Below are 25,290 nucleotides of genomic sequence, written 5' to 3'. Positions count from 1 at the left end.
CAGCGAACGGACTCCGATGCCCTGCCCCTCCTGCTCCGCCCCCGTCCTCGCCGGCGACCTGTTCTGCGAGGCCTGCGGCCACCGGCTGCGCACGGGCGCAGAGCCGTGGCCGGAGACCGCCGACCACCGGGAGATCGACCTGGGCGGCGACGCCGCCGCGGTGAGCGACCGCGGACTGCGGCACAGCACCAACCAGGACGGCATGGAGCTGTGCCGCGTCCCCGGCGGCCTGGCCGCGGTGGTCTCCGACGGCGTCTCGGCCTCCCCCCGTCCCGAGGAGGCCTCCCGCACCGCCGTCGGCACCGGCATCGCCGTCCTGACCCGGGAGCTGGAGGCCGGCTCCGACCCGCGCGACGCCACCCGCACCGCCGCGCTGGAGGCCGCCAAGGCCGTGGCGGGCCTCACCGCCGACCGGTCCTCCGCCCCCGCCTGCACCTACATCTCGGCGGTCACCGGGGAGGCCGACGGCCGGCCCGTCATCACCGTCGGCTGGATCGGGGACAGCCGCGCCTACTGGATCGGCGCGACCGGCGACGAACTGCTCACCGAGGACGACTCCTGGGCCGAGCACGTCATCGCCCACGGCATGATGACCGAGGCGGAGGCCTACTCCGACCGCAGAGCGCACATGCTCGTCGGCTGGATGGGCGCCGACGCCAGGGAGATCGACGTGCACGTGCGGGTCTACGCGCCCGAGGTGCCCGGCGTGCTGGTGGTCTGCACCGACGGCCTCTGGAACTACATGGCCTCGCCGCTGGCGTTGGCCGCCGCGTTGGCCGACCCGCTGGCCGACCCGGTCTCCGGGCCGCTCACCGGGCACCGGGGCGGCAGCCGCACCCCGCTGTCGGTCGCCCGCGAGCTGGTGCGCGCCGCGCTCAACGGCGGCGGCCACGACAACATCACCGTCGCGATCATCCCGGTCGAAGGGGACGGCCTCGAACTATGACCACCAGGACCGCCTTCACCGTCTCCGTGGACCAGAACCGCTACCTGCCCGACGGCGGGACGGACCTCCACGCGATCGTCTCCGTCACCGGGACGGGCGACCCCGACGAGCCGGACGGGGACGTCCTCCTGCGGGTGACGGTGCCGCGCGGAGTCTCCCTCCGCTCCCTCAGGCAGGTGCTGCCGGCCGAGGAGGACCTCACCGGGAGCGCCTCCGAGAGCGCCCCGCGCGTCTTCGACCACCCCACCGGGCGCTGGGGCCGCCGCGAGACCCGCGAGTACCACCTGCGCCTGCGGGTCCCCGCCCACGAACTCGGCCTGCGGATGCGCGCGGCCCGGATCTCGCTCCTCGACGGCGGCCCGTCGGGCGCCGCCGACGTGTTCGCCGAGTGGACCGACGACCGGACCCGGTGCACCCGCATCGACGCGAGGGTCGCCCACTACACCGGCCAGAGCGAGCTCGCGGCGCGGATCCGGGCCGGGCTGGACGCCCGGCAGGCCGGGGACGCCGGGACCGCCGCGGTCGAGCTGGACGGCGCGCTCCGGCTGGCCCGCGCCCACGGAAACGTCCCGCTGGCCACGGTGCTCAGCCGGGTCATCGAGGGCGACGAGACCACCTGCACCTTCCGGCTGCGCCGCGGCGCCTCCCGCGCCGAGCCCCCACGGCCCGTCCCCGCCGTCGCCGTGGACACCCCCTGCCCCGAATGCGGCCTGCCCGGCTTCGGACGCTTCTGCGAGGGCTGCGGCCACGACTTCGCCACCGGCGTGCCGGGCCCGCGGCCCGCGCCGCGGGACGCCGCCGGGTTCCGGTGGCACGTGGTGATCAGCACCGACCACGACTACCACCGGCAGGTCCTCGCCGAGAGCGGGCCCGACGCCGGACGGCTGCCGCGCCCGCCGCGGCGAGCGGAGCGGAGCCTCCCCCTCACCGGCGGCCGGGTGCTGCTGGGCCGGCGCAGCGCCCTGCGCGGCACCGTCCCCGACATCGACCTGGCCGGCACCAGCCGGGACCCCGCCGTCTCCCGCACCCACGCCGTCCTGCTCGCCCGCGGCGGCGGCTGGTCCCTGATCGACCCCGGCTCGGCCAACGGCACCCGGCTGAACGAGGCGGCCGCCCCGCTCTCCCCCGGCGCCGAGATCCCGCTCCGCGAGGGCGACCGCATCCACCTCGGCGCCTGGACCACGGTCGAGCTGCGCGGAGAACCGGCCCGAGAAGGCACGGGCCGGGAAGAGTCCCCCTCGTGACCGGCCCCGCCGCCAAGGCCGCCGGCAAGGCCGCCGGCAAGGCCGCCAGCAAGACACTGCGGCGGCTGACCGGGCGCGGAGCGGTCCCACGGACCGTGCCCGGCCGCATCCGGGGCTGGACGGCGGCGGGTCTGGTCGCCGTCATCGTCCTGGTCGCCGCGGTCTCCACCGGCCTGGAGGCGGCCCGCCAGGGCGTGCGGCTGGTCGGCGAGGACGCCGGGCCGCAGGTGGTGCACACCGGGCACCTGTACTTCGCGCTCAGCGACATGGACACCCAGCTCGCCGGGACGCTGCTCATCGGCCGCGAGCACGACCTGGGCGTCGGCCGGGACCGCTCCGAGGCCCTCTACAGCGACCGGCGGGGCGAGGCCCACCGGGCGCTGCTGCAGGCCTTCGAGATCGCCGGGACGGACACGGCGAGCCGGCGCACCGTCCAGGAGATCCTGGACCGCCTCGGCACGTACGAGCAGCTCGCCTCCCGCGCGCTCCTCCTCGGCGACCAGGCCGCGCACCCGGCCGGACCGCCGCCGGAGGAGGTCCTGGACGTCTACCGGCAGGCCACCGACCTGATGCGGCTGGACATCCTCCCCAAGGCCTACAACCTCACCCTGGAGAACGCGAGCGTCGTCCGCCGCGCGTACGCGGACGAGCGCTCGCACGTCCTGCGCTCCCGGGTCACCGTCGGCGTCGCCTCGGTGCTGCTGCTGGCCGCGCTCGCGGGACTCCAGATCTACCTCACCCGCCGCTTCCGGCGGCTGGTGAACCCGGCGCTGGCGCTGGCCACCGCGCTGACGCTGGTGCTGGCGGGCTGGGCGCTGCTCGTCCTGGGCAGCTCCTCTGCGCACCTGCACGACGCCAAGGAGGAGGGCTTCGACCCGACCCTCGCCTTCACCCGCGCCCGGGCCATCAGCAACACCGCCGCCGCCGACCAGACCCGCTTCCTCCTCGATCCCCGGCGCGCCGACACCTACGCGCAGGTCTACCTCGACACCTCCCAGGCCATCGCCTACCGGGAGGTCGGCAGCCTCGCCGACTACTACCGGGGGCTGGCCTCGCAGCCGACGGAGCTGGGCTTCCTGGGCGGCGTGCCGCGCCACGCCGAGGTGCTCGTCCGCTACCGGGCCTTCCAGCAGCAGGACGAGGCGATGCGCGGCCTGGTGCGCGAGGGCCGGGACCGGGAGGCCCTCATCCTGCGCACCGGCCTCATGTCCGAGCTCTTCACCGCCTACGACCTCGAGCTGAGCAAGCTCATCGCGAAACGGAACGCCGACTTCGAGCGCGAGGTCGACGCCGGCGCCGCCGCCCTCGACGGCTGGAACCGGGGCCTGCCCGCGGCGGGCCTCGTCCTGGCCGTCCTCATCGTCGTGGGCGTACGGCCCAGACTCGCGGAGTACCGTTGACCTGCACCGTTCCCAGACGCCTCCTGGCCGCCCTGCTGGCCGCCGTCCTCGTCCTGCCCCTGGCCTCCTGCGGCGTGAAGGGCTCTTCCGGCGTGGAGGGCAGGAAGGTCCTCAAAGTCGGGGTGAAGTACGACCAGCCGGGCATCGGGCTGCGCGTGCCCGACGGCTCCTTCCAGGGCTTCGACGTGGACGTCGCCTCCTACGTCGCCCGGCGGCTCGGGGCCGACAGGGTCGAGTTCGTCGGGCTCACCTCGAACGACCGCGAGGAGTTCCTGGCCGAGCGGAAGGTCGACCTGGTCGTGGCCAGCTACTCCATCACCCCGCAGCGCAAGACCGTGGTCGGCTTCGCGGGCCCCTACTACGTGGCCCACCAGGACATCATGGTCCGCGAGGAGGAGAAGGGGATCCGCGGCCCGCGGGACCTGAGGGACCGCAGGCTGTGCAAGAGCGAGGGCTCCAACTCCTGGAAGCGGGTCGTGGAGGAGCTGGGCGTCCGGGCGAGGCTCGTCGACGCCGGGACCTACGGCGAGTGCGTCCAGCTCCTCCTGGACGGCGAGCTCGACGCCGTCACCACCGACGACCTGATCCTCGCGGGCTTCGCCATGCGGCAGCCCGACGCCTTCCGCATGGTCAACGCCAGGTTCACCGACGAGAAGTACGGCATCGGGCTGCACAAGGACGACATCGGCGGTTGCGAGGCGGTCAACCGCGCCCTCACCCGGATGTACCAGGACGGGACGGCGGAGCGGCTCCTGACCCGGTGGTTCGCGCCGACCGGGCTGAAGACCGCTGCCACCGTCCCGCAGTTCGAGGGCTGCGACTGAGCCCCCGGGCGGCCCCTAGCGGGCCGCCCTCATGCGCATGGCGTGCTGCACCAGGGTGATGAGCACCTCCTTGCTGGACTCCTTCAGGCGGGCGTCGCACAGCAGCACCGGGATGCCGTCGCCGATCTGCAGCGCCTGCTTGACCTCGTCGGCGTCGTACTTCCGCGCGCCGTCGAAGCAGTTGACCGCCACGATGAACGGGGTCCCGCGGCGCTCGAAGTAGTCGATCGCGGGGAAGCAGTCGGCCAGCCTCCGGGTGTCGGCCAGCACCACCGCCCCGAGCGCCCCGAGCGCCACCTCGTCCCACATGAACCAGAAGCGCTCCTGGCCCGGGGTGCCGAACAGGTAGAGGACGAACTCCTCGCCGAAGGTGATCCGGCCGAAGTCCATCGCCACCGTGGTGGTCCGCTTGGTCTCCACCCCGCCGAGGTCGTCGACCCCGACCCCGCGGTCGGTGAGCACCTCCTCGGTGCGCAGCGGCTCGGTCTCCGAGACGGCGCCGACCAGGGTCGTCTTCCCCGCGCCGAAGCCCCCCGCCACCAGGATCTTGATGGCGGTGGGCATCTTGCGGCGCGTCCCGGACGTGCTAGAGGGCGCGGAGGCCATCGATCACCGCCTGGTACATCCTGAGGTCCTGCATGTCGATCTCCGGTTGGGGTTCCTGGACGGTGACGAGACCACGGTCGAGCAGGTCTCCCAACAGCACCCGGACCGTGCCGGTCGGCAGGTCCAGGTGGGCCGTGATCTCGGCCACCGACATCATCGTCTGGCAGAGGCGGAGGATCGACAGGTGCTCCGGTCCGAGGCCTATGCCGACCGCCGGAGCGGGACCGGTCGCCTCGACCAGGGTGATCAGGTCGAATTCCCCGCGGACCGGCTGGAGCCGGCCGCTGGTCATCACATACGGCCTGACCAACGGGCCGGCGCTCTCATCCATCCAGCGCTCATGCTCGGGCTCCTGAGGCGGGTATTTCACGCCGACTCCGTCACCCGGGCGGGCGTGGAGAGATGGTGCCCCAGCTTGGTGACCATCATGGCCATCTCGTAGGCGATGAGGCCGACGTCGGCGTCCTCGCTGCTGAGCACCGCCAGGCAGGCTCCCTGCCCGGCGACGGTGACCAGCAGGAAGGCCGACCGCATCTCGATGATGGTCTGGCGGACCGCGCCGCCGCCGAACCGCTCTCCCGCGCCCTTGGCCAGGCTCTGGATACCCGCCGCGATCGCGGAGAGGTGCTCCGCGTCATCCCGGCCGATGTCCTGGGACTGCGCCATCAGCAGCCCGTCCGCGGACAGCACGATCGCGTGTTCCGCCTCGTTGACCCGCTTGACCAGGTCGTCGAGCAGCCACGCCAGATCGGCGCCGGCTCCTGTCTTCTGCATCACTCGGTCTCACTCTCGACGGAGGCGGCCCTGCCTCGCAGGGTGCCGCTTTGGAACGCGCCCACGATCCGGCGGATCTCTTCGGGCGAACGGCCGGGGTCGTCTTCGGCGGTCGGCTCCCCGCCGTTCGTCTCGTCGCGCAGCGGCGGGGCGAGGCTGGCCTGGGGAACCCGCACCGGCAGACCCGACGAGGTCACCTCTCCCTGGTCCTGGTTCTTGGTCTGCCGGACCGGCAGCGGCGCGTCGGAGTCGGAACTCGGTGCGGCCAGTGGTTCTTCGGGGGGTGACGGAACCAGGACGGGAGTGAACCGCTCCCTGCCCTCGGACTCCATCGGGTCGGTGACTTCCGGCATGGTCGCCCCGACGACCGTCAGGGACTGCGACGGCGCGCCGGACTCTCCTTCCTCGAGCAGTTCCCGCGGGATGATGACCACCGCGGTCGTTCCCTTGTAGGGCGAACGCTTCAACGTCACTTGCACGCCGTACCGTTCGGCGAGCTTGCCGACCACGTACAGGCCGAGCTGCACCGAGCTGGAGAGGTTGAACTCCGGCGGGTCGGCGATCTTGCGGTTGATGGATTCGAGGTTGTCGTCCGACATGCCCAGGCCGCGGTCCTCGATCTCCAGGGCGTACCCGGAGGCGACCATGTGGCCGGAGATCTGCGCGTAGGTGTAGGGCGGCGAGAACGACACGGCGTTCTCGATCAGCTCGGCCAGGAGGTGGGCGATGTCGGCTACGGCCCGGCCGACGAGGTGGACCTCGTCGATCGGCATGACGGTCACCCGGGTGTAGTCCTCGACCTCGGCGACGGCCGAGCGGACCACGTCGACCATGGGGACGGGCTTGCGCCAGCCGCGGGCCGGCGTCGCGCCCGAGAGGATGATCAGGTTCTCCGCGTTGCGCCGCATACGGGTCGCGAGGTGGTCGAGGCGGAAGAGGTCCTCGAGCTCCTCGGTGTCGATCTCGCGGCGCTCCATCTGGTCCAGCAGGTTGAGCTGCCGGTGTACCAGCGCCTGGGAGCGGCGCGCCAGGCTCAGCAGGATGTCGCGGATGCCGCGCCGCAGCTCGGCCTGCTCGACCGCGGTGCGGATCGCGGTCTCCTGGACGGCGTTGAACGCCTGCCCCACCTTGCCGATGTCGTCGTCGCCGAACTCCAGCGGCGGCGCCTCGGCCTTGACGTCCACCTGCTCACCGTGGCCCAGACGCTCCACGACGTTCGGCAGCCGCACGTCGGACAGCTCGTGCGCGGCCTCCTGCAGCCGTTCCAGCTGCCGCACCAGGTGCCGGGCCGTGGTGATGGCCAGCACCACCGAGGCGAGGACCGCGAGGAAGCCGAGACCGCCGGCCAGGGTCAGCCGGACGATGACCCAGGTCGCGATGGGGACGGCGTCCTTGACGAGCTGGTCGCCGGCGTCCCACGTGATGTCCTGCGAATCCGCCAGCCAGGCGGTGGTGGCGTTGTTCCAAGCGGTCAAGGAGACGGTCTGGATGGGCTTGCGGTGGTTGTTGCCCATCATCGCCAGCAGGCGGTCCTCCAGGGCCGTCACCGCGGCCAGGGACTGGCTCCCGTTGTGTCTCTCGACCGTTTCCGGGGCGAACTCGGCGAGCCGCTCGATCACCTCGGCCCGCGCGTGGCGCTGGACGCCGAGCAACCGGTGGAAGTCGGTGTAGGAGGCGTTGGTGAAGCGCCCGGTGGCCAGCACCCCGGAGACCAGCGCGTCCTCCTGGGAGAACAGCTCGTTGTACTGGTTGAGCTCGACCAGGATCCGGGTCCTGGCGGCGAAGTCGTCGTCGTCGAGGGTCGCCATGCCCTCGTACACCCGGTTGATCGAGCCGATCGCCTCCGTGTAGAGCGAGCGGGCCCAGTCGGGCGACCTGCCGTCGGGCGCGTCGAACCAGGCTCGCGCCTTGTCCAGTTCCTGGAGCGCCGTGAAGGACTGCGCGAGCTGCGCCTCCAGGGCGTCGCCCGCGGCCAGCTTCGTCATGGTCGAGCGGGCGTCCCGCAGGTACTTCGCCTTTTTGCGGTCGGTGCTCGCCCGCTGGTCGCGCAGGGCGTCGGCGGTCACCTGCGTCCGGCCGCCGGCGAGGATCACGGACAGCCGGCGCTCCTTCTGGAGGTCGACGATGAGGGGGTCTCCCGGCTGGGCGATCCCCTTGTCGAGCTGGTTGACCCACAGGAGGTTCACACCCTCGCGGAGTGTGACCCAGGCGGCGAAAACCCACAACGCGGTGAGCGAGAGCAGCAGGGCCGTGATTTTGGTCCGCACACTGGAATTGCGGAGGCGCATTACAGCCGCTCCATCGCATCAATAGACAAGAAGGCCGTTGAACTCTAGCAACGTGCCGTTAACAGTGCCGTATCGAGCGGTTCCGGACATCTCCGGCAGAACCGCCGTCAACGGACGGGAGAACGATAGCAACTTAGCGAACAACCCACCAAAATACCGGCAAGATTCCTACATCTCCCCCGCCTCCGCAAAAACAATGCGTTCCGGAGTATAAGGATAATCCTAAGTAACCAGCGTGCCGCCGAGCTGCGCCCGGGCGAGATGGGAGGCGGCCAGCACCGCGGCACGCACGATCGCGATCGGGAGATACAGATCCTTGTCGTGCCAGAGCGCCGGCGGCTCGCCGTCCGAGGCCTCCTCCAGGAAACCGGCTCCCGCCCGCACCGCCTCGGCCGCGTCCTCCGGCTCGCCGGCGAGCAGCAGGACGTGCAGGGCGTAGGCGCTCTCCTCCGCGGTTCCGCCCCACACGCCCCAGGAGCCGTCGGGCCGCTGGGTGCCGCGCACCCAGCGCACGGCCGCGCGGACCGAGTCCGCCGAGTCCTCGCCCCCGAACTCCGCCAGGGCCAGGGCCGCCGCCATCGTCGCGTAGTAGGGCGAGACGTGCCAGCGGTCCGTCCAGGAGCCGTCGACCCGCTGCACGTTCCGCAGCCACGCCGCGACCTTGGCCGCGGTGGCCTCGTGCCCGGCACCGGGCTCCAGCCGCGCGTACTGGCCGAACGCTTCCAGAACATGGGCGTTGGTGGTGACCGAACGCCCCTGCTCGCCGCCGGTCCAGGTGCTGAAGTTGGTCTCCGTCTCGTATCCGGTGAGCGGGTCGGGCGCGACGCGCCTGCCCAGCAGTGCCAGGGCGTAGAGGACCGCGGAGGTGGTGTCGGCGTCCGGGGGCAGGCCCGGCCCGGTGGCCACGCCGTCCGGGCCCAGCGGCTCGGACAGGCTCAGCAGCAGTTCCGGGTGGGGGTCGAAGGCCAGCCCCGCCCTGTTCAGCAGGGTCAGCACCCAGGACCGTTCGAAGACGGTGATCGGCAGTCCGCAGGCCACCGGACCGCCGTGCTGGCGGGCGGCGGTCTCCAGGAAGCGCCGGGAGGGATCGGACGGCGGAGGCTCCGTCCGGCCCAGCCAGGCGGCTGTCGCGGCGGGCGCCGCGCCCACCCCGCCCATGCTCTCCACCGGGACCCCGGGCAGCCCGGCCGCGGCGGGACCGATGATCTCGAGCGCGTGCCACATCTTCTGCGGCAGCGGCCCGCCCTGCTTCGCGGCGGCGATGACCAGGTCCAGGGTGCCGTCGTCGAGCGCGGCGGGCGCCGGCAGCGCCCCGGGCAGGCGGGAGTCGACCGAACGGATCAGCGAGGCCGAGATCAGCTCGATCGCCGGGGTGTCCGGGAGCGGCGGCAGCGCGGCCAGCAGCGGGCGCATCCGGTCCAGCCCGCGGCGGGCGGCGGCCACCGCCTCGGCCGACCCCTCGGCCAGCAGCGCGTCGATCGCGCTGAGCGAGGGCACGAGGAGGTAGCCCGGTTCGCCGTCCGGTCCCCAGGCGCCGTCGGGCCGCTGGGTGCGGAGCAGGAAGGCGACCCGTTCGGCGTGCCCTGCCAGCCAGGGGGTGAAGGCCACCAGCCGCCCGGTCTCGTAGACCGACGGCGAGACCTGGCCCCAGGGCTCGGCGAGCAGTCCGTCCACCAGCTCCTGGGCCCGGAGGTCGACATCGCGGATCAAAATTCGACACCCCAGTAGTCGGTGACGCCGTAGAAGCCGCCGCAGAACTCCATCTGCCGGCGCATGTAGCCGCCGTGCTCCGGCGGGAGCGGCTCCAGCAGCCGCACCGCCTCGGCGGACAGCTCGGCGACCTTCCGCTCGACGGTCGGCCGGTCGACCCCCAGCAGCAGTGCGTTGAGGTCGCCCCACTGCAGGTCGCGCTCGTAGGTGCCCAGATCGTTGAGCAGCCGGATCACCTGCTGGACGGCCCGGCTGGCCTTGCGGACCTCCGCGAGTTCGCCGGACGCCCCGTTGGCGATCCAGTGCGCGAAGAAGACGAAGGCGAATCCGAGGTTGTCGGCGTTGTCCAGGTACTCCTCGAAGGAGGGGCGCGGCCCGCGGCTCTTCCAGCGCCACTCCAGCGCCATCCCGTCGAGCATGTCCCGGAGCTCCTCCCGCCAGATCGCGCGCAGGGCGGGGTCCGGGGGGAGGTCGTCGCGGAGTTCGGCGAGGAAGGCGGTGAGCTCGTCCTCCGGCTCCGCCCCGTCGGCCACCGAGGCGACCCGGGCCAGCAGCGCGCCGACCTCCTCCTCGCTCTGCGCCTGGTAGTCGACGAGCCAGTCCAGCCCGAACGCCCACAGGCAGGTCTTGTTGGCCGCGGTGAGCTGGTCGGCGTCGTACCAGGGACCGCTGAAGGCGGTGGCCTGGGCCAGGGTGCCGAACAGCGCCGGGTCGAACTCCGGTTTGTCGTACAGGCCCGGGTACTTCTGCGCCCAGGCGCGCATCCGGCGCTGCGACTGGCCTCCGACGGCCGCCGCCACTCCGCAGCTCCGGGCGTTGAGCAGGTCGTTCACCACATGTCCTCGTGTCGTTCGGGCTCAGCGGGCGGGCCGCACGACCATCTCGACCTTCTCCAGCGGTTTGATGGTGGCTCCCACCACCCGGGTGGGTTCGGACGGCGTCACGTTCACCAGGCGGAACCTGCTGAAGAGCCCCGCCAGCAGCAGCAGCGCCTCCGTCGCGAAGAGGTGGTTGCCGATGCAGAGGTGGCCGCCGGCCCCGAAGGGGAAGTAGGAGTAGCGGTTGGGGGGCGGGGCGCCCGGGGCGAACCGCTCGGGGTCGAACTCCAGGGGCCGGTCCCAGTACTTCTCGCTCCGGTGGCTGATGAACGGGCTGATCAGGATGTCGGCGCCCCGGGGGATGCGCACTCCGTCGATCACGTCCTCGTCCACCGCGACCCGGCTGAACAGCCAGCCCACCGGCATGTAGCGCAGCAGCTCGTCGATGACCTGCTTGGTGTAGACCAGGCGCGGCAGGTGCTCGGGGCCCACCTCGTCGGCCCCGACGACCTCGTCGATCTCGGCGGTCAGCTTCGCGTGGACCTCCGGGTGCCGGGCCAGGATCGGCATCAGCCAGACCATCGCCGAGACTGTGCTCTCGCTCGCCGCGCCGTAGACCCCGGAGAAGTTGTCACGAAGCCACTTGGGCGAGGGCGGGCCGCCGTCCGGGCCGGGGGCTCCCAGGAGCAGGGTGAGCAGGTCGTCGTCGCCCTCCCGCGGCCGGGCCGCGGCCACCTCGTACATGTGCTTGTCGAAGACCTTGATGGCCTCGGCGAACACGCGGTCCTTGGGCCGGGGGAACCACTCGGGCAGGAAGGGCGTGACCACCCGGGGGATCATGGACGGGATGAGGGTGTTGGTCGCCGCGGTCAGCTCGTCCGCCTGCTCGCGGCTGATCCGCTGGCCGAAGATGAGGCCGACGACCGCCTTCGTCACGATGGAGGCCATCAGGTCGTCGACGTCCACCGGGGCGCCCGTGCGGGCCGGCTCCTCCAGCGCGTTCAGTCCCTCGTTGATGAAGCCCGCCATCCGCGACTGGATCAGCTTGATGTGCCGCGCGGTGAACATCGGCTGCATGATCCGGCGGCTGTGCACCCAGGTGTCGCCGTCCGCGCCGAGGATGCCGTCGCCGAACAGGTCCTTCAGCGGGGAGTAGAAGATGCCCCCGCGGGCGTAGTTGTCCTGGTTGCCCCGCAGGATGTGCTGGACGTGATCCGGCGCGGTGATCAGATAGGGACTGCAGACCTTCGCGTCGAGGCGGACGATCTCGCCGTCCGCCTGGCGGCCCCATTCCGCAAACGAGTTCAACGGGTCCCGGAGGAGGCTCGGAATGTCTCGGTAAATAGGCAGACTGCGCGCTTTTACAGCCGACTTCACGGAAGTACTCAGGGCCATCGGTCCGACGCCTCTTCTTCTCACCGGTTCATCCAGGGAACACCTGAAGCTGGAACAGATCAGACAAATCCGACAACTCGTAAGTTTTTCATGATCCACTTACGTATCAAGAGTGCACGAAGCCGACACAACAGACAAGCCAATGTGATGCAGAGCACACGAACACGACAAGTGATCAACGCCGAACTCTCCGTCGCAAACCTTTCTCGAAATAACCCTCCGTGATCGGGCGGTCATCGAAAGATGCTTACGGGAATGAAACACGAATGGCTTATCCTGCGATATTTCTTTGCCAGAGTTGACATGAAGATCTGTTGTAGTGGAAAGGGCTGCGAATGACGCCCGGTACGCTCACCCCGCCGGACGGGGTCACGGGGACGCTGGACGAGACGAGGCGATGGATGCGTCCGGCCATGCAGGAGGCGGTGGAGCGGCTGCATCCCGTTCCCCGGTTGATCTCCGGATTCACCCTCGGCTGGCTGACGGTCGGCGGCAGCCCCCGGACGGGTGCCGGGGGCAAGGGCGTCCGTCCCGCGCTGGCCGGGCTGGCGGCGGTCGCCGCCGGCGGGCGCGCCGAGGACGCCGCACCGGGCGCGGCGGCCGTGGAGTTCGTCCACGCCTTCTCCCTGGTGCACGACGACATCATGGACGGCGACGAGCTGCGCAGGCACCGTGCGACCGCGTGGAAGGCCTACGGGGTCGGAGCGGCGGTCCTGACCGGGGACGGGCTGCTGGCCCTGGCCCTGGACACCCTCGCCAGGACCGGCAACGCGGACGCGGTGCTCCGGCTGACCTCGGTGCTGGTGGAACTCGTCAACGGGCAGGCCGCCGACACCGCTTTCGAGAGCCGGCCTTGGAGCGGTCCCGACGCGGTCACCGTCGAGGAGTACCGCGCGATGGCCGTCGGCAAGACCGCGTCGCTGCTCGGGTGCGCGGCCTCGATCGGATGGCTGCTGGGCGGCGGCGACCGCGAGGGCTCGGAGAAGATGGACCGGATGGGCCGTCACCTGGGGCTGGCGTTCCAGGCCGTGGACGACCTGCTCGGCATCTGGGGCGAGACCGAGGTCACCGGCAAGGCCGTCTACAACGACCTGCGCCAGGGCAAGAAGAGCCTTCCGGTCGTCGCCGCGCTGCGGGCCGGGGACGAGGAGCTGGTGCGCCTGCTGGAGGCGCGGCCCGCGGACGGGCTGGAGGCGCGGCGGGCGGCCCTGCTGATCGAGCGGGCGGGCGGACGCTCCTACACCGAGGAGCTGGCGGAGCGGGAGACGGCGGCGGCGCTGGCGCTCATCGACGAGGTCGGCGGGCGCGCCGGTGAGGAGCTGGCGGCGCTGGCCCGATACATCGTCGCGCGCCGCGCCTAGCGAGTCCCGGCGGGGGGGACGCCTCTCCGCCGGGAGCGGGTCAGAGGGCCTTCAGGTCCTCCAGGACCCGCTGGAGGAGGGCCTGGTCCGCCTGCACCATGCGGCGGCCGGGCTTTCTGACCTCCAGAAGCCCCAGGTGGCACATCTCGCCGGCGAGCACCTTCACCACGCCCAGCGGCAGGTCGAGGTCGGAGGCCAGGTCGGCGATCGCCGCGGGCTGCCAGCACAGGGCCAGCATGCGGGTCTCCTCGCGGGACAGCCGCGTGCCGTGCGGCGGCTCCCTCCCCGTCGCGCTCAGCAGGCTCACCAGGTCCAGCGCGAGGCCCCGGGGCTGGGTGCGGCCCCGCACCACCGCGTAGGAGCGGACGATCGGCCCCGCCTCTTCGTCCACCCAGCGTTCGTCAAATCTGCCCATCGCCGACCCCCGGCTGCCTCGGAGCCGCGGACAGCAGGCGGCGCACCCGCTTGACCAGCATCGACATCTCGTAGGCGACCAGTCCCGCGTTGGCCCCGGCCTCGCTCAGCACCGCCAGGCAGGCGCCCTGGCCGGCCGACGCCACGAAGAACAGGCCGGTGTCCAGCTCGACGATCGTCTGCCGGACCTCGCCCGCGCCGAAGTGGACGCGGGTCCCGCCCGCCAGGCTGTGCAGCCCGGAGGCGAGGGCCGCCAGGTGGTCGCCCTCCTCCCGGCTCACCCCCTGGGAGACCCCCATCACCAGGCCGTCCCTGGACAGGACGACGGCCTTGCGTACCTCGCCGACCCGGGTGACCAGATCGTCCAGAAGCCAGCTCAGTTCGGTGGCCGCGGCGCGGGTGTTAGTCATGATCTGTATCCGTCCTCGTCGTTCTCGTTCCTGGCACGCTGCCAGCCGGCCTGCAGCGAACTGAAGAGATCACGGCTTTCCTCGGGCGCGCGGTCCTCCGGGACCCCGGAGCCGGTGGGGGCGGAGAAGGTGTCCTGACGCAGCTGCGGAGCCAGGTTGTTCTGCCTGACCCGGCGGGGCAGCCCGCCCTCCTCGTTCGGCGGAATGACCCCTGAGACCGGGGCGGGGGTGCGCGCCGGGGCGGAGGTGCGTGTCGGGACGGGGAAGGCGCCGGAGCCCGAGCCGGGGGCCGGGTCGGACGCGGGGAAGGCGCCGGAGTCCGAGGCGGCCGGGGCGGAGATCTGGCCGGGCGCGGTGTAGGAGAGGGGCGCCTGCGCCCGCGGGGCGGCGCGGCCCGCCGGAGCCGAGGACGGGCGGGCCTCGATCGAGGGCTGCTCGTCGTCGATCGCCGTCTCGGGGACGATCAGCGAGTGCGGCATCACCACGACCGCGCTGACGCCTCCGTAGGCCGAAGGCTGCAGCGTCACCTTGATGCCGTGCCGGGCGGCCAGGCGCGAGACCACGAACAGGCCGAGCCGGTCGGTGTCGGCGAGGTCGAACTCGGGAGCCCTGGACAGGCGCTCGTTGAGCTCGTCGAACTCCGCGGGGGTGAGGCCGACGCCCCGGTCGACGATCTCGACGGCGAACCCGTTGCCCACGACCTCGCCGTGCACCAGCACCTCGGTGGGCGGCGGCGAGTAGGCGGTGCCGTTCTCGATGAGCTCGGCCAGCAGGTGGATGACGTCGGTGACGGCGGCGCCGGTCAGCGCCACCGGGGAGTTGGACACGGCCTCGACCCGGGTGTAGTCCTCGACCTCGGCGACCGCTCCGCGCAGCACGTCCGACATGTGCACCGGCTTGCTCCAGGAGCGGCCGGGCGCGGCGCCCGAGAGGATGATGAGGCCCTCGGCGTGCCGCCGCATGCGGGTGGTGAGGTGGTCGAGCTGGAACAGGTCGTTGAGGGTGTCGGGGTCGCCGGCCTTGCGCTCGAGGCCGTCCAGCATGCGCAGCTGCCGGTGCAGCAGCGACTGGCTGCGCCAGGCCAGGTTGAGGAAGACCCGGCTGATGCCCTTGCGCAGGTGCGCCTCGCCGACCGCGGTCTGCATGGCGGTGTTCTGCACCCGGTTGAACGCGTCGGCCACCTTGGCGACCTCGGTGGTCCTGGCGCCGATGTCCAGCGGCGGCACCTCCTGGGCCACGTCGACGTTCTCACCGCGCCGCAGCCTGCCGACGACCCAGGGCAGCCGCCGTTCGGCCAGCTCCCAGGCCGCGTTCTGCAGCTGCGCGATCTCCTTGACGAGGCTGCGGACGAGGGCCACGGTCAGCACGAGGGAGACCACGACCGCCAGCAGGCCCGCTCCCGTGGCCATGGCCAGCCGCCAGATGACCTCGTCCCCCACCTTCTCGGAGTCCTTCTTGATGACCATGCCGGCCTTGTTCACGTTGTCGGTCCACAGCGTGACGAGCTGGTCGGTGGTGGCGGCCCAGTCCTTGGCGACCGAGGCGGGCAGCCGCCCCGAGGGGCCGGCCGCCGCCTGCAGGACCTGGTTCTCCAGCTGGCTGAAGGCCGCGTAGTGCGGGGAGTTGAAGATCTCCTGCATCAGGGCGGCCATCGAGGCGCCCAGGTTCTCCTGGGACATCGCCGTCATCTGCCGGTGTCCGGTGACCAGGATGCCGAAGGACTGGGACTGCGCCTTGGTCATGCGGCCCTTGTCGGCGAGCGCGGTGAGGACCACGAGGTCCTCCCGCAGGACGAACTCGCGCGCCCAGTTGTAGGAGATGAGGGCGTTGCTCTTGCGGTAGAGGTCGACGTCGTCGGCGAGCAGCAGCGAGCCGAAGACGTTGAGGCCCGCGTTGACCGCCTTGGTGTAGCCGTCGGTCGCCGCGGCGGGCTTGACGAGCTTGCCGTCGACGTCCTCGCGGAGTTCGGTCAGCTTGTCGAGCTCGGTGCTGAAGGTGTCGATGAGCTTGGCGGTGTCGTCGCCGACCGTGTCGCGCACGTCGCTCGTGAGCGCCTTGGCGCGGTAGGTCTTCAGGAACTGGTCGACCTGGGTGCGCACCCCCACGAGCTGCTGGTAGACCTCGCCCTCGGGGCCCTGCTTCCCGGCGACGTGCAGGACGCTCAGCTTCCGTTCGTACTGCAACGCCCCCATCAGGGAGGCGGAGGGGAGGCCGACGCTCTCGTACGCGGTGTCGATCTTGAACTTGCTCTGGGCGTCGGGAAGCGTGAGGCTCAGCGCGAATCCCCAGAGCCCGACGAGCGAGAGCAGCGGAACGACGAGGAGGAGGGCGATCCTGGCCCGGATGCTACGTGTCCGGGGCTTGAGCGAAGCCATGACAACCTGCGCAATCCTGTAATAGCCGTCACACGGCTTTCAGAAAGCTCATGTTGCACGTCGGGCTCATCGTAGGTCAACCTCGCCCAAACTCAACAAAGGGGTCACTGAAAGTCAGCGCTGGGTGTACATGTAACCCAGCCTCCTGACCGTGACGATCCTCTCGCGGTAAGATCCGAGCTTACTGCGGAGTCTATGCACGTGAACGTCCACCGTGCGAAGCGAGCCCGCGTCCGTGTGGCCCCACACCGCGCGCAGGAGTTGACCGCGGGAGTGCACCCGGCCAGGACTGGCCGTCAGATGGGCCAGCAGCTCGAACTCCTGGTACGTGAGCGGGACCGTCCGCCCGTCCGCGCGCACGCATCGGGCCACGGGGTCGACGGCCAGGCCGTCGCCCAGCGGCCGGACGGGGAGGTCCGCCGGCTCCCCCTCGCTTCCGAGCTCCACCAGGTGACCGACTATCACCAGCGCGGTGCGGGTGCCCTCCATCGGGACGACACCGAGCAGCCGCCCCTCACCGGGGGCGAGGCCCTCCACCTTGGTGGCGAATGTTGTGGAATCCATGACGCCATATTACCCACCTAGTTGGTCGAGTTTATAGATTTACTTCACGGCCGATCCCGGACCGCGAGACCGGGGCGAGCGCCCTTCCGTGTGCGATGCTGAAGCCGTGCGCTTCAACCAGGTGATGGTCGTACGGGAACGAACCAGGGCCCGTGTGTTCCGCAAGTACCTCATGGAGAACGAGGGCAACGTCATCGCGGTGCGCCGCCACCCCGCCGTGCTGCTGCGCTACTTCTGCGAGGTGCTCGGCGGGCTCATCGCCGCCGGCGCGCTCACCGGCTGGCTCGGCGGAGGCGCGGCCGTCCTCGCGGTCTGGGTCGCCTGGCTCCTCGTCCTCGGCCGGCTCGGCTGGAAACTGGTCACCTGGTCGGTGGAGTTCTTCATCGTCACCGACCTCCGCCTCCTCTACATCCGGGGGCTGGTCGCCCGCCGCGTCGGCATGATCCCGCGCGGCAAGGTCACCGACATCCGGATGGAACGCACCGTGCTGGGCGAGATCCTGGACTACGGCACGTTCTTCATGGAGAGCGCCGGAGACGACCAGGCGTTCAGGGTGGTGACCTTCATGCCCTACCCGGAACAGCTCTACTACGAGATCTCCTCCGCCCTCTTCTCCGCCGAGAACCTCGACGACTGACACCGCCCCGGGATCCCGACGGGACCACAGCCCCTGTTCCCCGGGACCCAACCGACCCCATAGTCGCTGCGTCCAAAGGTTTGGACGGCACCACTCCACCAGCGAACGGGGAACGGGCGACGTGACGACACCTCCTACTCACGGTGATCTCTCCCAGGAGCTCCTGAGCAGTCCGCTGTGGACGGATCGGATGGTCGCCGCCTCCGGCATTCCGGTGGTGGACGTCCCCTTCGTCACCGTCGGAGGCGGGATCGGCTCCTTCGTGACAGTCGACTACCTGCGCGTCTACGGGGTCCCCACCTCTCAGATACGCGTCCTGACCAACCTCGACCACCCCTGGCAGACCTACGAGTACCTGACCCGCTGCTCGCAGATCCCGCGGACCGAGCGCATCCGCTCCGACTCCAGCTCCCGCCCGGACAACCTCTGGGGGTTCCCGTCCTACGCGCTGGAGGAGGCGTGGAAGGACAGGTCCCTCAAGCACCTCTTCAACATCGCCACGGAACCCGTCTTCAACGACTACTGGACGCCCAGGGCCGGCACCGTCTTCGACAACCTCGAACGCGAGGCCAAGCGCATCGACTACTTCTCGATGGTCGCCAAGGGCAACGTCCGCATGGTGCGCAAGCGGGCGGACGGCGGGTACTTCACCATCCTCACTCCCCCGCCCGGCGCCACCCCGACCCGGCGCGTCGCCTTCCGGTCCCGTTTCGTGCACCTGGCCGTCGGCTACCCGGGGCTGAAGTTCCTGCCCGACCTCCAGGAGTTCCGCGAGAGGCACCAGGACTACCACCACGTCGTCAACGCCTACGAGCCGCACGAGCACGTGTACGAGTTCCTGAAGACGCAGCCCGGCGCCGTGATGGTGCGCGGCGGCGGCATCGTCGCGTCGCGGATCCTGCAGCGGCTGATGGACGACCGCGAGAAGTACGGGCTGCAGACCCAGATCGTCCACGCCTTCCGCACCTTCGTGACCGGCTCCCACGGCCCGCACCTGTGGAGCCGCCGCCGGGGCGGCGACGGCTGGGCCTACCAGGGCTTCAACTACCCCAAGTCGGTGTGGGGCGGGCAGCTCAAGGCGGAGATGCGCAAGCTGGAGGGCGCCGAGCGCGCCGCCAAGTACAAGCAGATGGGCGGCACCAACACCCCCAGGCGCCGCCGCTGGCAGTCGCAGATGAAGAAGGGCCGCCAGGAGGGCTGGTACCACAACATGCAGGGCGTGGTCGACAGGGTCGAGCCCGGCCCGAACGGCCGGCTCGTCTCCCACCTGCGCAGCGAGGACGGCCGGCGCCAGAGCTTCCTGTCGGACTTCATCATCGACTGCACCGGCCTGGAGGCCGACATCTCCGAACACCGGGTGCTGGAGGACCTGCTGAGGCACTCCGGCGCCCAGCGCAACCCGGTGAACCGGCTGGAGGTCGAACGGCACTTCGAGGTGAGGGGCACCGCCAGCGGCGACGGCGCCCTGTACGCCTCGGGCACCGCCACCCTCGGCGGCTACTTCCCCGGCGTCGACACCTTCCTCGGGCTGCAGATCGCCGCCCAGGAGATCGCCGACGACCTGGCGCGGCGCGGGTTCTGCGGAAGACTCGGTCCGATCCGCTCCACCTCCCAATGGCTCAGGTGGGCCCGGAACAAGGCGGTCTGAACATGGTCCCCACACTCCTCGGCCGGATCCAGACCCGGCTCTTCCTCCTCGCCACCGTCGGCCCCGTCGTCACCCTCCTGCTCGTCCCGGTCCTGCCCGGCGTGCCCGCCGGGACCCCTCTCGGCGACGTCCTCACCACGGCACTGGTCGTGCTGGCGTCCGTCGCCGTCCTCGGGATCGGCTGGGAACTCCTCTACCACCTCCTCATGCAGTTCCGGTGGGAGAAGGACTGGCCCTCCCTCTTCGGCCTGCTCAACCTCCTCAACGAGGGCGTGCTGCTGTTCGTCCTGCTGAAGGCCGGCCTGGTGCCCGGCATCCCGGCGACGCCCTCGGCCGCGGCCTTCTGGACGCACTTCACCGCGGTGTGGCTCGCCGTGTGGCTGGCCGCCAACGGCCCGATGCGCGTCCCGTTCATCCGCTGGCGCTTCCGCGGCGGGCGGCTCATATGACGCCGTCCGTCAGGCCGCTGCGCGGCGAGGGGATCGTGGCGAGCGGGAACGGGCTGCTGATGGTCTGCGCGGACGGCGCCTCCGGCACCGAGCGGCTGCTCCAGGCCTTCACCGAGGTGGCCGAGGCGGGCGGCGGGGGACACGACCTCGCCCGCCGGGTGGCGCGGATCCTGTCCGCCCTCCTGCCGGAACCGCACTCCTGCGCGGTGGCGGGACCGGCCGAGGGCGGAGTCGCGGTCCTGGTCAGCGGCGGCGCGACCGCCCGGATCACCGGACCCGCCGGAGAGGTCGGGCTCGACGGCAGGGACGCCCTCACCTGGACCGACCGGCTCGTCGGCGGCCGGGTCGACCAGATCGAACTGAGGCTCCCCGGCGCCTCCGCCGGCGACACCCGCTGGCGGCTCGACCGCGGGATCGTCCCCGGGGGCGGGCTGCTCTGCCTGACCGGCTCCCCGGGTACGGGCCGCGCCGCCGAGGTCGAGGGGCCGACGGCCAGGGCCAGCGAAGTCGAGGGACCCACCGCGCGGGACGGAGCCGCGCCCGGACGGGCGGAGCCGGTGCAGGTCGCCAACGTCACCCTGGTCGAGGACTACCGGGACCAGCCCTTCGAGTCGGTGCTGCTCCTGCCCTCCGAGCAGGCCCCCTCCCCTCCGCCGCGCCCGGCCTCCGCGCCGGAGCCCGACTCGCGGCCGCTGGTGTGGGGTGCCGACTGCAAGAACGGGCACTTCAACGACCCGCGCGTCCAGTACTGCGGGATCTGCGGCATCGCGATGGTGCAGATGAGCCTGATCCCCCGGCAGGCGCCGCGCCCTCCGCTGGGCGTGCTGCTCCTCGACGACGGGGCGACGTTCCGGCTCGACACCGGCTATGTGGCGGGCCGCAGCCCCGAGCCCGCCGCCGAGGTGCGGGACGGCACGGCGCGGCCGATCCTGATGACCGACCCCGAGGGCTCGGTGTCCCGGCGCCACGTGAAGGTCGTCCTGGACCAGTGGGACGTGCGGATCACCGACCTCGGCTCGGTCAACGGCACCTTCGTGACCGAGCCCGGCCTGCCCGAGCGCAGGCTCCGCCAGGGGGAGACGGTGACCCTGTGTCCGGGCAGCCTGGTGCGGGTGGGCGGCATCCGCACGTTCCGCTACGAGTCCCATAGGAAAAGCTGATGCTCCGGGTCGATCTGCTGCTGCTGGACCTCGTCGTGATCCTCGTCCTGGCCAGGCTGCTGGGCGCGGGGGCGCGGCTGATCGGCCAGCCGCCCGTCATCGGGGAGATCACCGCGGGCATCCTGCTGGGCCCCTCCCTGCTGGGCGATCTCATCGGCGAGGACCTCTTCCCCTCCGGGATCCAGGCCCCGCTCAAGGCGCTGGCCGACGTCGGGCTGGTGCTGTTCATGTTCGTCGTCGGGCTGGAGCTGGACCAGCGGCTGGTCCGGGGCAGGGGCAAGGTCGCCGCCGGGGTGTCCCTCGGCTCGACGCTGCTGCCGTTCGGGCTCGGCGCCCTCCTGGCCCTGGCCATCGCCGACGAGCACGTCGACGGCGGCGACAAGCTCGCGTTCGTGCTGTTCCTGGGCGCGGCCATGTCGGCGACGGCGTTCCCGGTGCTGGCCCGCATCCTCACCGACCGCGGCATGCACCGCACCCGGCTGGGCGGGCTCGCGCTCGCCTGCGCCGCGGTGATCGACGTGCTGGCCTGGACGGCGCTGGCCGCGGTGGTGGCCCTGGCCGGATCCGGCGAGGGCCAGTGGAAGATCGCGTTCGCGCTGCCCTTCGCACTGGTGATGATCCTGGGGGTGCGGCCCGCGCTGCGGCGGCTGGTGCCCGCCTACGAGAAGGCCGGACGGCTCACCCCCGATCTGCTCGCGATCGTCCTCATCGGCCTCTTCCTCTCGGCATGGGCGACGGAGTGGCTGCACGTGCACTTCATCTTCGGCGCGTTCCTGTTCGGGGCGGTCATGCCCCGGGGCGGAGCCGCCGAGCGGCTGAACCACGAGATCCTGGAGCGCCTGGAGCAGCTGGCGGTCCTGCTGCTCCTGCCGATGTTCTTCGTCGTCTCCGGGTTCAACGTCGACCTCGGCGCGCTCCAGGTGTCCAGTTTCGGCACCCTCGCGGCGATCCTGTTCGTCGCGATCTTCGGCAAGCTCGCCGGAACCTACGCGGCGGCCCGGCTGCTGGGCGTGCCGAACCGGGAGAGCGCGGGTCTCGCCGCGCTCCTCAACACCCGGGGCCTGACCGAGATCGTCATCCTCAGCGTCGGGCTGGAGCGGGGGATCCTGGACACCGAGCTGTACTCGCTGATGGTCCTCATGGCGCTGCTCACCACCGCGATGACCGGCCCGCTGCTGAGCCGGCTCTACCCGCGCGAACGGGTCGAGGCCGAACTCGCCGAGACCGGACGGCTCGCGCCGGGCGAGCACCGCGCGCACCGGATCATGGTGATCGTGGACGACCTTTCCCGGGCCGCGGAGCTGGCGGCCGAGGGCGCCGCCCGGGCCGCGGGCCGGGAGAGCGCCGAACTGGTGCTGGCCCATCTGCGCCCCTACCCCGTCGAACGGCTGGAGGTGGGCCTCGGGCTGTCGTCCGAGCTGGCGGAGATGGCCGACACCCTGTCGGTCCTGAAGGCCGCCGCCGCCTCGGTCTCGGACGCCTCCCTGTCCGTCCAGGTGATCAGCCGGTTCAGCGCCGACGTCGAGGGCGAACTGGCCGGCCTCCTCACCGCCGCCGCGCCCGACGAGGTGCTCGGCGCCCCCATGCCCCCCGCGCCCCCGCTCCCGCGGTCTTGAGCACGATCCCTTTTCCGATCAGGAGACCTGTGATGCAGGGCATTGCCGACTACGAGTTCCTCCGTTCGCTGGGCCAGGGCAACCATGGCGAGTTCTTCCTCGCCAGAAGGCCGCCGCGGCTCCCGGTCGAGGCCGACCTGGTGGCCGTGAAGGTGGTGGGCGGCACCGGCGAGGACGCCTTCCGCCGCGCCACCCGCGAGCTGAAGGCCTTCGCCGCCGTCACCTCGCCCCACCTGGTCACCCTGTACGACGCCGGGCAGCAGGGCGGGGTCTTCTACTACTCGATGGAGTACCTGCCCGACGGGTCGCTCGCGGCGCCCTCCCGGCCGGCGGAGACCGCCGAACGGGTGCGGGCGGTGGCGTGCGCGGCGCGGGCGGCGCAGGCGCTGCACGACGCGGGGATCGTCCACCGGGACGTCAAACCCGGCAACGTGCTGCTCGCCGGGCGGGGGGCCAAGCTGTCGGACCTGGGCCTGTCGCAGGTGCTGACCCCCGGCGTCCAGGTCACCGGGATGGGGAGGATCAGCTCGGTGGAGTTCACCGACCCCGGGCTGCTGCGCGGTGAGCACCCCTCGCCCGCGGCGGACGTGTGGTCCCTGGGCGCGACGCTGCACTGGGCGCTGAGCGGCGGCGGCCTGTACGGGGACCTGCCGGCGGACGACACGATCCTCACCCTTCGGACGGTGCTGAGCACCCCTCCCGCCGTCTCCCCCTCGATCTCCCCGGGGACGGCGGAGGCGATCCGCGGCTGCCTGGCGGAACCCTCCGACCGGCCGAGCGCGTTGGAGTTCGCGGTGCGTCTTGAATCCCTTCCGCCCGCCCTGTTGTGACCTTCGTCCGTATCCGGGGAGTTCGGAGGGATCCCTAGACTGGCCCAGATCAGCCTCCCCCGAGCCCCAGGAGTCCCCCGTGTCCCGCGTCCGATTCCTCGTCCCCGTCCTCGCGCTGTCCCTGTTCGCCGCCGGCTGCGGCGGCGGCGAGGAGGAGCCGACGGCCTCGGCCACCGCCTCGTCGGAGGCGACCGCCTCACCGGAGGCCACCGCCGAGGCGACGGAGTCCGCGGCTCCCGGTGAGCCCGCCTTCGACGGGACGCTGGTCAAGGTGGACATCAACGGCAGCAAGGTGGCGCCCCGGCCGTCCACCCACAAGGTCGCCAAGGGCGACAAGGTCCGCATCGAGGTCACCAGCGACAAGGCCGATGAGCTGCACGTCCACGGCTACGACAAGACCGCGGACCTGAAGGCCGGCCAGACCGCCGTGGTGGAGTTCACCGCCGACCAAAGCGGCCGGTTCGAGGTCGAGACCCACGACTCGGGGCTGCTGCTGTTCAACCTCGAGGTCTCCTGATGGTCCTCGCCCACGGGATCGGCGGCCGCCAGGACCTGCCGATCCCCCTGTCGTTCCTGATGGCCGGGGCGGCGCTGGCCGTCCTGGTCTCCTTCATGGCGGTGGGCGTGCTGTGGCGCGACTCCCGCTTCGACGGCGAGAAGGGGCGGCCCGTACCGGCCGGACTCCAGTCCTTCGCCGACTCGAAGATCACCCGGTTCGTCCTGCGCGCGATCGGAGTCGCCGGCGCCGTCCTGACCGTCGCCGCCGCCCTGTTCGGCGCGGGCGGCGCGGCCAACCCCGCGCCCTGGACGGTCTACGTCGTCCTCTGGGTCGGGCTGGTCCCGCTGTCGCTGCTGTTCGGCCCGGTCTGGAAGCTGCTGAACCCGCTGCGGGCGGTGCACGCGGGCCTGTCTCTGATCAGCGGGGGCAGGCCACTGGCCCAGCCGCCCCCCTGGCTGGGCTACTGGCCCGCCGCGATCGGCCTCTTCGCCTTCACCTGGCTGGAGCTCGTCCCGCCCGACCGCGAAGAGGGCTGGGCGCTGCTCACCTGGTACGCGGTCTACGCGATCGTCATGATCGTCGGCTCGCTGGTGTTCGGCAAGGAGTTCTTCGACAAGGGCGACCCCTTCGAGGTCTACTCGGCGTTCATCGGCCGGCTGGCCCCGCTGGGCCGCCGCTCCGACGGCCGCCTGGTGCTCCGCAACCCGTTCGACGGGCTGGCCGGACTGCGGTCGGGCCCGGGCCTGGTCGCGGTCGTCTGCGTGATGCTCGGCTCCACCGCCTACGACGGGTTCTCCCGCTCCCCGTGGTGGGCCGGGCAGGTGCAGTCGGGACCGCTGCCGCGCACCCTGATGGGCACGCTCGGACTGGCCGCGCTGGTGGCGCTGGTGGCGCTCACCTACTGGCTGTGCACCCGCCCGATCGGGCCCGGAGCCCCCGCCGCGCTCGCCCCGTCGCTGATCCCCATCGCGGTCGGCTACCTGATCGCGCACTACTTCACCCTGCTGGTCTTCGGCGGCCAGCAGGCGATGAAGCTGTGGACCGACCCTTTCGCCACCCAGGCCGACCACCTCGGCACCCGCGACTGGGTGATCGACTACGAGATGCTCAGCGACACCACCCAGGCCGTCATCCGGGCCGGGGCCGTGGTCGTCGGGCACGTGCTCGGCGTGTTCGCCGCCCACGACAAGGCGGTCGAACTGCTGCCCAAGCGCCGCGCCCTCACCGGACAGCTCCCGCTGCTGCTGCTGATGGTCTTCTACACCGTCGGCGGCCTGGCCCTGCTGTTCGCCACCTGACCGACCGGCCCGGTGCCGGGCGGG

24 protein-coding genes are annotated in these 25,290 nt (G+C 71.6%); 13 read left to right on the top strand and 11 right to left on the bottom strand.

Annotation, left to right across the window (positions count from 1 at the left end):
- Window positions 1-16: 16 nt before the first annotated feature.
- From ABD327_RS14555 to ABD327_RS14540, 4 genes are read left to right on the top strand one after another with little or no spacing between them, the layout of a single operon-like run.
- The gene (locus ABD327_RS14555; protein ID WP_344450884.1) at window positions 17-946 is read left to right on the top strand and encodes a protein phosphatase 2C domain-containing protein; all 930 of its coding nucleotides are present in this window, start codon (window positions 17-19) and stop codon (window positions 944-946) included.
- Window positions 943-2,190 carry an FHA domain-containing protein gene (locus ABD327_RS14550; protein WP_344450883.1) on the top strand — a complete coding sequence of 416 codons (1,248 nt, stop codon included), beginning with the start codon at window positions 943-945 and terminating at the stop codon, window positions 2,188-2,190. Before ABD327_RS14555 ends, ABD327_RS14550 begins: the two co-directional genes overlap by 4 nt.
- The gene (locus ABD327_RS14545) at window positions 2,187-3,590 is read left to right on the top strand and encodes a hypothetical protein (protein WP_344450882.1); all 1,404 of its coding nucleotides are present in this window, start codon (window positions 2,187-2,189) and stop codon (window positions 3,588-3,590) included. Before ABD327_RS14550 ends, ABD327_RS14545 begins: the two co-directional genes overlap by 4 nt.
- Window positions 3,587-4,414, top strand: coding sequence for a glutamate ABC transporter substrate-binding protein (locus ABD327_RS14540; protein WP_344450881.1), 828 nt, complete (start codon window positions 3,587-3,589; stop codon window positions 4,412-4,414). The genes ABD327_RS14545 and ABD327_RS14540 overlap by 4 nt, the downstream gene beginning before the upstream one ends.
- Before the next feature lie 15 nt (window positions 4,415-4,429).
- Here the strand turns inward: ABD327_RS14540 and ABD327_RS14535 are convergent, their stop codons facing one another.
- The 7 genes from ABD327_RS14535 to ABD327_RS14505 form a co-directional block, all read right to left on the bottom strand.
- Window positions 4,430-5,020 (bottom strand): GTP-binding protein, encoded by a 591-nt coding sequence (locus ABD327_RS14535; protein WP_425547117.1) that lies wholly within the window; start codon window positions 5,018-5,020, stop codon window positions 4,430-4,432.
- Window positions 5,001-5,351, bottom strand: a complete 351-nt coding sequence (locus tag ABD327_RS14530; protein ID WP_344450879.1) for a DUF742 domain-containing protein — start codon at window positions 5,349-5,351, stop codon at window positions 5,001-5,003. Before ABD327_RS14530 ends, ABD327_RS14535 begins: the two co-directional genes overlap by 20 nt.
- Before the next feature lie 35 nt (window positions 5,352-5,386).
- Entirely contained in the window at window positions 5,387-5,794 is a 408-nt protein-coding gene (locus ABD327_RS14525; RefSeq protein ID WP_344450878.1) for a roadblock/LC7 domain-containing protein, read from the bottom strand.
- Window positions 5,794-8,061, bottom strand: a complete 2,268-nt coding sequence (locus ABD327_RS14520) for a sensor histidine kinase (RefSeq protein ID WP_344450877.1) — start codon at window positions 8,059-8,061, stop codon at window positions 5,794-5,796. The genes ABD327_RS14525 and ABD327_RS14520 overlap by 1 nt, the downstream gene beginning before the upstream one ends.
- Before the next feature lie 243 nt (window positions 8,062-8,304).
- The gene (locus tag ABD327_RS14515; protein ID WP_344450876.1) at window positions 8,305-9,792 is read right to left on the bottom strand and encodes a prenyltransferase/squalene oxidase repeat-containing protein; all 1,488 of its coding nucleotides are present in this window, start codon (window positions 9,790-9,792) and stop codon (window positions 8,305-8,307) included.
- Entirely contained in the window at window positions 9,789-10,625 is an 837-nt protein-coding gene (locus ABD327_RS14510; protein WP_344450875.1) for a terpene synthase family protein, read from the bottom strand. The genes ABD327_RS14515 and ABD327_RS14510 overlap by 4 nt, the downstream gene beginning before the upstream one ends.
- Before the next feature lie 24 nt (window positions 10,626-10,649).
- On the bottom strand, window positions 10,650-12,005 hold the full coding sequence (locus ABD327_RS14505; RefSeq protein ID WP_344450874.1) for a cytochrome P450: 1,356 nt from the start codon (window positions 12,003-12,005) through the stop codon (window positions 10,650-10,652).
- Between the two features lie 335 nt (window positions 12,006-12,340).
- Here ABD327_RS14505 and ABD327_RS14500 point away from each other — a divergent pair, with 335 nt between their 5' ends.
- On the top strand, window positions 12,341-13,366 hold the full coding sequence (locus ABD327_RS14500; RefSeq protein ID WP_344450873.1) for a polyprenyl synthetase family protein: 1,026 nt from the start codon (window positions 12,341-12,343) through the stop codon (window positions 13,364-13,366).
- A gap of 40 nt (window positions 13,367-13,406) precedes the next feature.
- On the opposite strand, the gene ABD327_RS14495 is transcribed toward ABD327_RS14500, so the two are convergent.
- The 4 genes from ABD327_RS14495 to ABD327_RS14480 all read right to left on the bottom strand — a co-directional run bounded on the left by ABD327_RS14495 (window position 13,407) and on the right by ABD327_RS14480 (window position 17,129).
- Window positions 13,407-13,781 carry a DUF742 domain-containing protein gene (locus tag ABD327_RS14495; RefSeq protein ID WP_344450872.1) on the bottom strand — a complete coding sequence of 125 codons (375 nt, stop codon included), beginning with the start codon at window positions 13,779-13,781 and terminating at the stop codon, window positions 13,407-13,409.
- A complete protein-coding gene (locus ABD327_RS14490) occupies window positions 13,768-14,190 on the bottom strand; it encodes a roadblock/LC7 domain-containing protein (protein WP_344450871.1) in 423 nt (140 codons plus the stop codon). Before ABD327_RS14490 ends, ABD327_RS14495 begins: the two co-directional genes overlap by 14 nt.
- Window positions 14,187-16,565, bottom strand: coding sequence for a sensor histidine kinase (locus tag ABD327_RS14485; protein WP_344450870.1), 2,379 nt, complete (start codon window positions 16,563-16,565; stop codon window positions 14,187-14,189). The genes ABD327_RS14490 and ABD327_RS14485 overlap by 4 nt, the downstream gene beginning before the upstream one ends.
- 114 nt (window positions 16,566-16,679) lie before the next feature.
- Complete coding sequence (locus ABD327_RS14480; RefSeq protein ID WP_344450869.1) at window positions 16,680-17,129, bottom strand: winged helix-turn-helix domain-containing protein; 450 nt, start codon at window positions 17,127-17,129, stop codon at window positions 16,680-16,682.
- A gap of 106 nt (window positions 17,130-17,235) precedes the next feature.
- On the opposite strand from ABD327_RS14480, the gene ABD327_RS14475 reads away from it, so the two are divergent.
- The 8 genes from ABD327_RS14475 to ABD327_RS14440 all read left to right on the top strand — a co-directional run bounded on the left by ABD327_RS14475 (window position 17,236) and on the right by ABD327_RS14440 (window position 25,266).
- Window positions 17,236-17,766 carry a PH domain-containing protein gene (locus tag ABD327_RS14475; RefSeq protein ID WP_344450868.1) on the top strand — a complete coding sequence of 177 codons (531 nt, stop codon included), beginning with the start codon at window positions 17,236-17,238 and terminating at the stop codon, window positions 17,764-17,766.
- A gap of 121 nt (window positions 17,767-17,887) precedes the next feature.
- Complete coding sequence (locus tag ABD327_RS14470; protein ID WP_344450867.1) at window positions 17,888-19,414, top strand: hypothetical protein; 1,527 nt, start codon at window positions 17,888-17,890, stop codon at window positions 19,412-19,414.
- Window positions 19,415-19,416: 2 nt separating this feature from the next.
- Window positions 19,417-19,863: a hypothetical protein gene (locus tag ABD327_RS14465; protein WP_344450866.1), complete on the top strand. Its 447-nt coding sequence runs from the start codon at window positions 19,417-19,419 to the stop codon at window positions 19,861-19,863.
- Complete coding sequence (locus ABD327_RS14460; protein ID WP_344450865.1) at window positions 19,860-21,023, top strand: FHA domain-containing protein; 1,164 nt, start codon at window positions 19,860-19,862, stop codon at window positions 21,021-21,023. The genes ABD327_RS14465 and ABD327_RS14460 overlap by 4 nt, the downstream gene beginning before the upstream one ends.
- Window positions 21,023-22,639 carry a cation:proton antiporter gene (locus tag ABD327_RS14455; protein WP_344450864.1) on the top strand — a complete coding sequence of 539 codons (1,617 nt, stop codon included), beginning with the start codon at window positions 21,023-21,025 and terminating at the stop codon, window positions 22,637-22,639. Before ABD327_RS14460 ends, ABD327_RS14455 begins: the two co-directional genes overlap by 1 nt.
- A 32-nt stretch (window positions 22,640-22,671) precedes the next feature.
- On the top strand, window positions 22,672-23,469 hold the full coding sequence (locus ABD327_RS14450; protein WP_344450863.1) for a serine/threonine-protein kinase: 798 nt from the start codon (window positions 22,672-22,674) through the stop codon (window positions 23,467-23,469).
- A gap of 79 nt (window positions 23,470-23,548) precedes the next feature.
- The gene (locus ABD327_RS14445) at window positions 23,549-23,986 is read left to right on the top strand and encodes a cupredoxin domain-containing protein (RefSeq protein WP_344450862.1); all 438 of its coding nucleotides are present in this window, start codon (window positions 23,549-23,551) and stop codon (window positions 23,984-23,986) included.
- A complete protein-coding gene (locus ABD327_RS14440; RefSeq protein ID WP_344450861.1) occupies window positions 23,986-25,266 on the top strand; it encodes a hypothetical protein in 1,281 nt (426 codons plus the stop codon). Before ABD327_RS14445 ends, ABD327_RS14440 begins: the two co-directional genes overlap by 1 nt.
- Window positions 25,267-25,290 lie beyond the last annotated feature (24 nt).

It is taken from the genome of Actinocorallia aurantiaca (assembly GCF_039533685.1).
Taxonomy (GTDB): Bacteria; Actinomycetota; Actinomycetes; order Streptosporangiales; family Streptosporangiaceae; genus Actinocorallia; species Actinocorallia aurantiaca.
The sequence above is the reverse complement of the archived record's forward strand: the minus strand, read 5'-3'. Positions and strand labels throughout refer to the sequence as shown.

Coding starts and splice junctions, on each gene's coding strand:
- ABD327_RS14555 (WP_344450884.1), top strand. CDS start 17: ATGCCCTGCCCCTCCTGCTCCGCCCCCGTCCTCGCCGGCGACCTGTTC.
- ABD327_RS14550 (WP_344450883.1), top strand. CDS start 943: ATGACCACCAGGACCGCCTTCACCGTCTCCGTGGACCAGAACCGCTAC.
- ABD327_RS14535 (WP_425547117.1), bottom strand. CDS start 5,020: ATGGCCTCCGCGCCCTCTAGCACGTCCGGGACGCGCCGCAAGATGCCC.
- ABD327_RS14530 (WP_344450879.1), bottom strand. CDS start 5,351: ATGGATGAGAGCGCCGGCCCGTTGGTCAGGCCGTATGTGATGACCAGC.
- ABD327_RS14525 (WP_344450878.1), bottom strand. CDS start 5,794: ATGCAGAAGACAGGAGCCGGCGCCGATCTGGCGTGGCTGCTCGACGAC.
- ABD327_RS14505 (WP_344450874.1), bottom strand. CDS start 12,005: ATGGCCCTGAGTACTTCCGTGAAGTCGGCTGTAAAAGCGCGCAGTCTG.
- ABD327_RS14500 (WP_344450873.1), top strand. CDS start 12,341: ATGACGCCCGGTACGCTCACCCCGCCGGACGGGGTCACGGGGACGCTG.
- ABD327_RS14495 (WP_344450872.1), bottom strand. CDS start 13,781: ATGGGCAGATTTGACGAACGCTGGGTGGACGAAGAGGCGGGGCCGATC.
- ABD327_RS14490 (WP_344450871.1), bottom strand. CDS start 14,190: ATGACTAACACCCGCGCCGCGGCCACCGAACTGAGCTGGCTTCTGGAC.
- ABD327_RS14485 (WP_344450870.1), bottom strand. CDS start 16,565: ATGGCTTCGCTCAAGCCCCGGACACGTAGCATCCGGGCCAGGATCGCC.
- ABD327_RS14480 (WP_344450869.1), bottom strand. CDS start 17,129: ATGGATTCCACAACATTCGCCACCAAGGTGGAGGGCCTCGCCCCCGGT.
- ABD327_RS14465 (WP_344450866.1), top strand. CDS start 19,417: ATGGTCCCCACACTCCTCGGCCGGATCCAGACCCGGCTCTTCCTCCTC.
- ABD327_RS14460 (WP_344450865.1), top strand. CDS start 19,860: ATGACGCCGTCCGTCAGGCCGCTGCGCGGCGAGGGGATCGTGGCGAGC.
- ABD327_RS14455 (WP_344450864.1), top strand. CDS start 21,023: ATGCTCCGGGTCGATCTGCTGCTGCTGGACCTCGTCGTGATCCTCGTC.
- ABD327_RS14450 (WP_344450863.1), top strand. CDS start 22,672: ATGCAGGGCATTGCCGACTACGAGTTCCTCCGTTCGCTGGGCCAGGGC.
- ABD327_RS14440 (WP_344450861.1), top strand. CDS start 23,986: ATGGTCCTCGCCCACGGGATCGGCGGCCGCCAGGACCTGCCGATCCCC.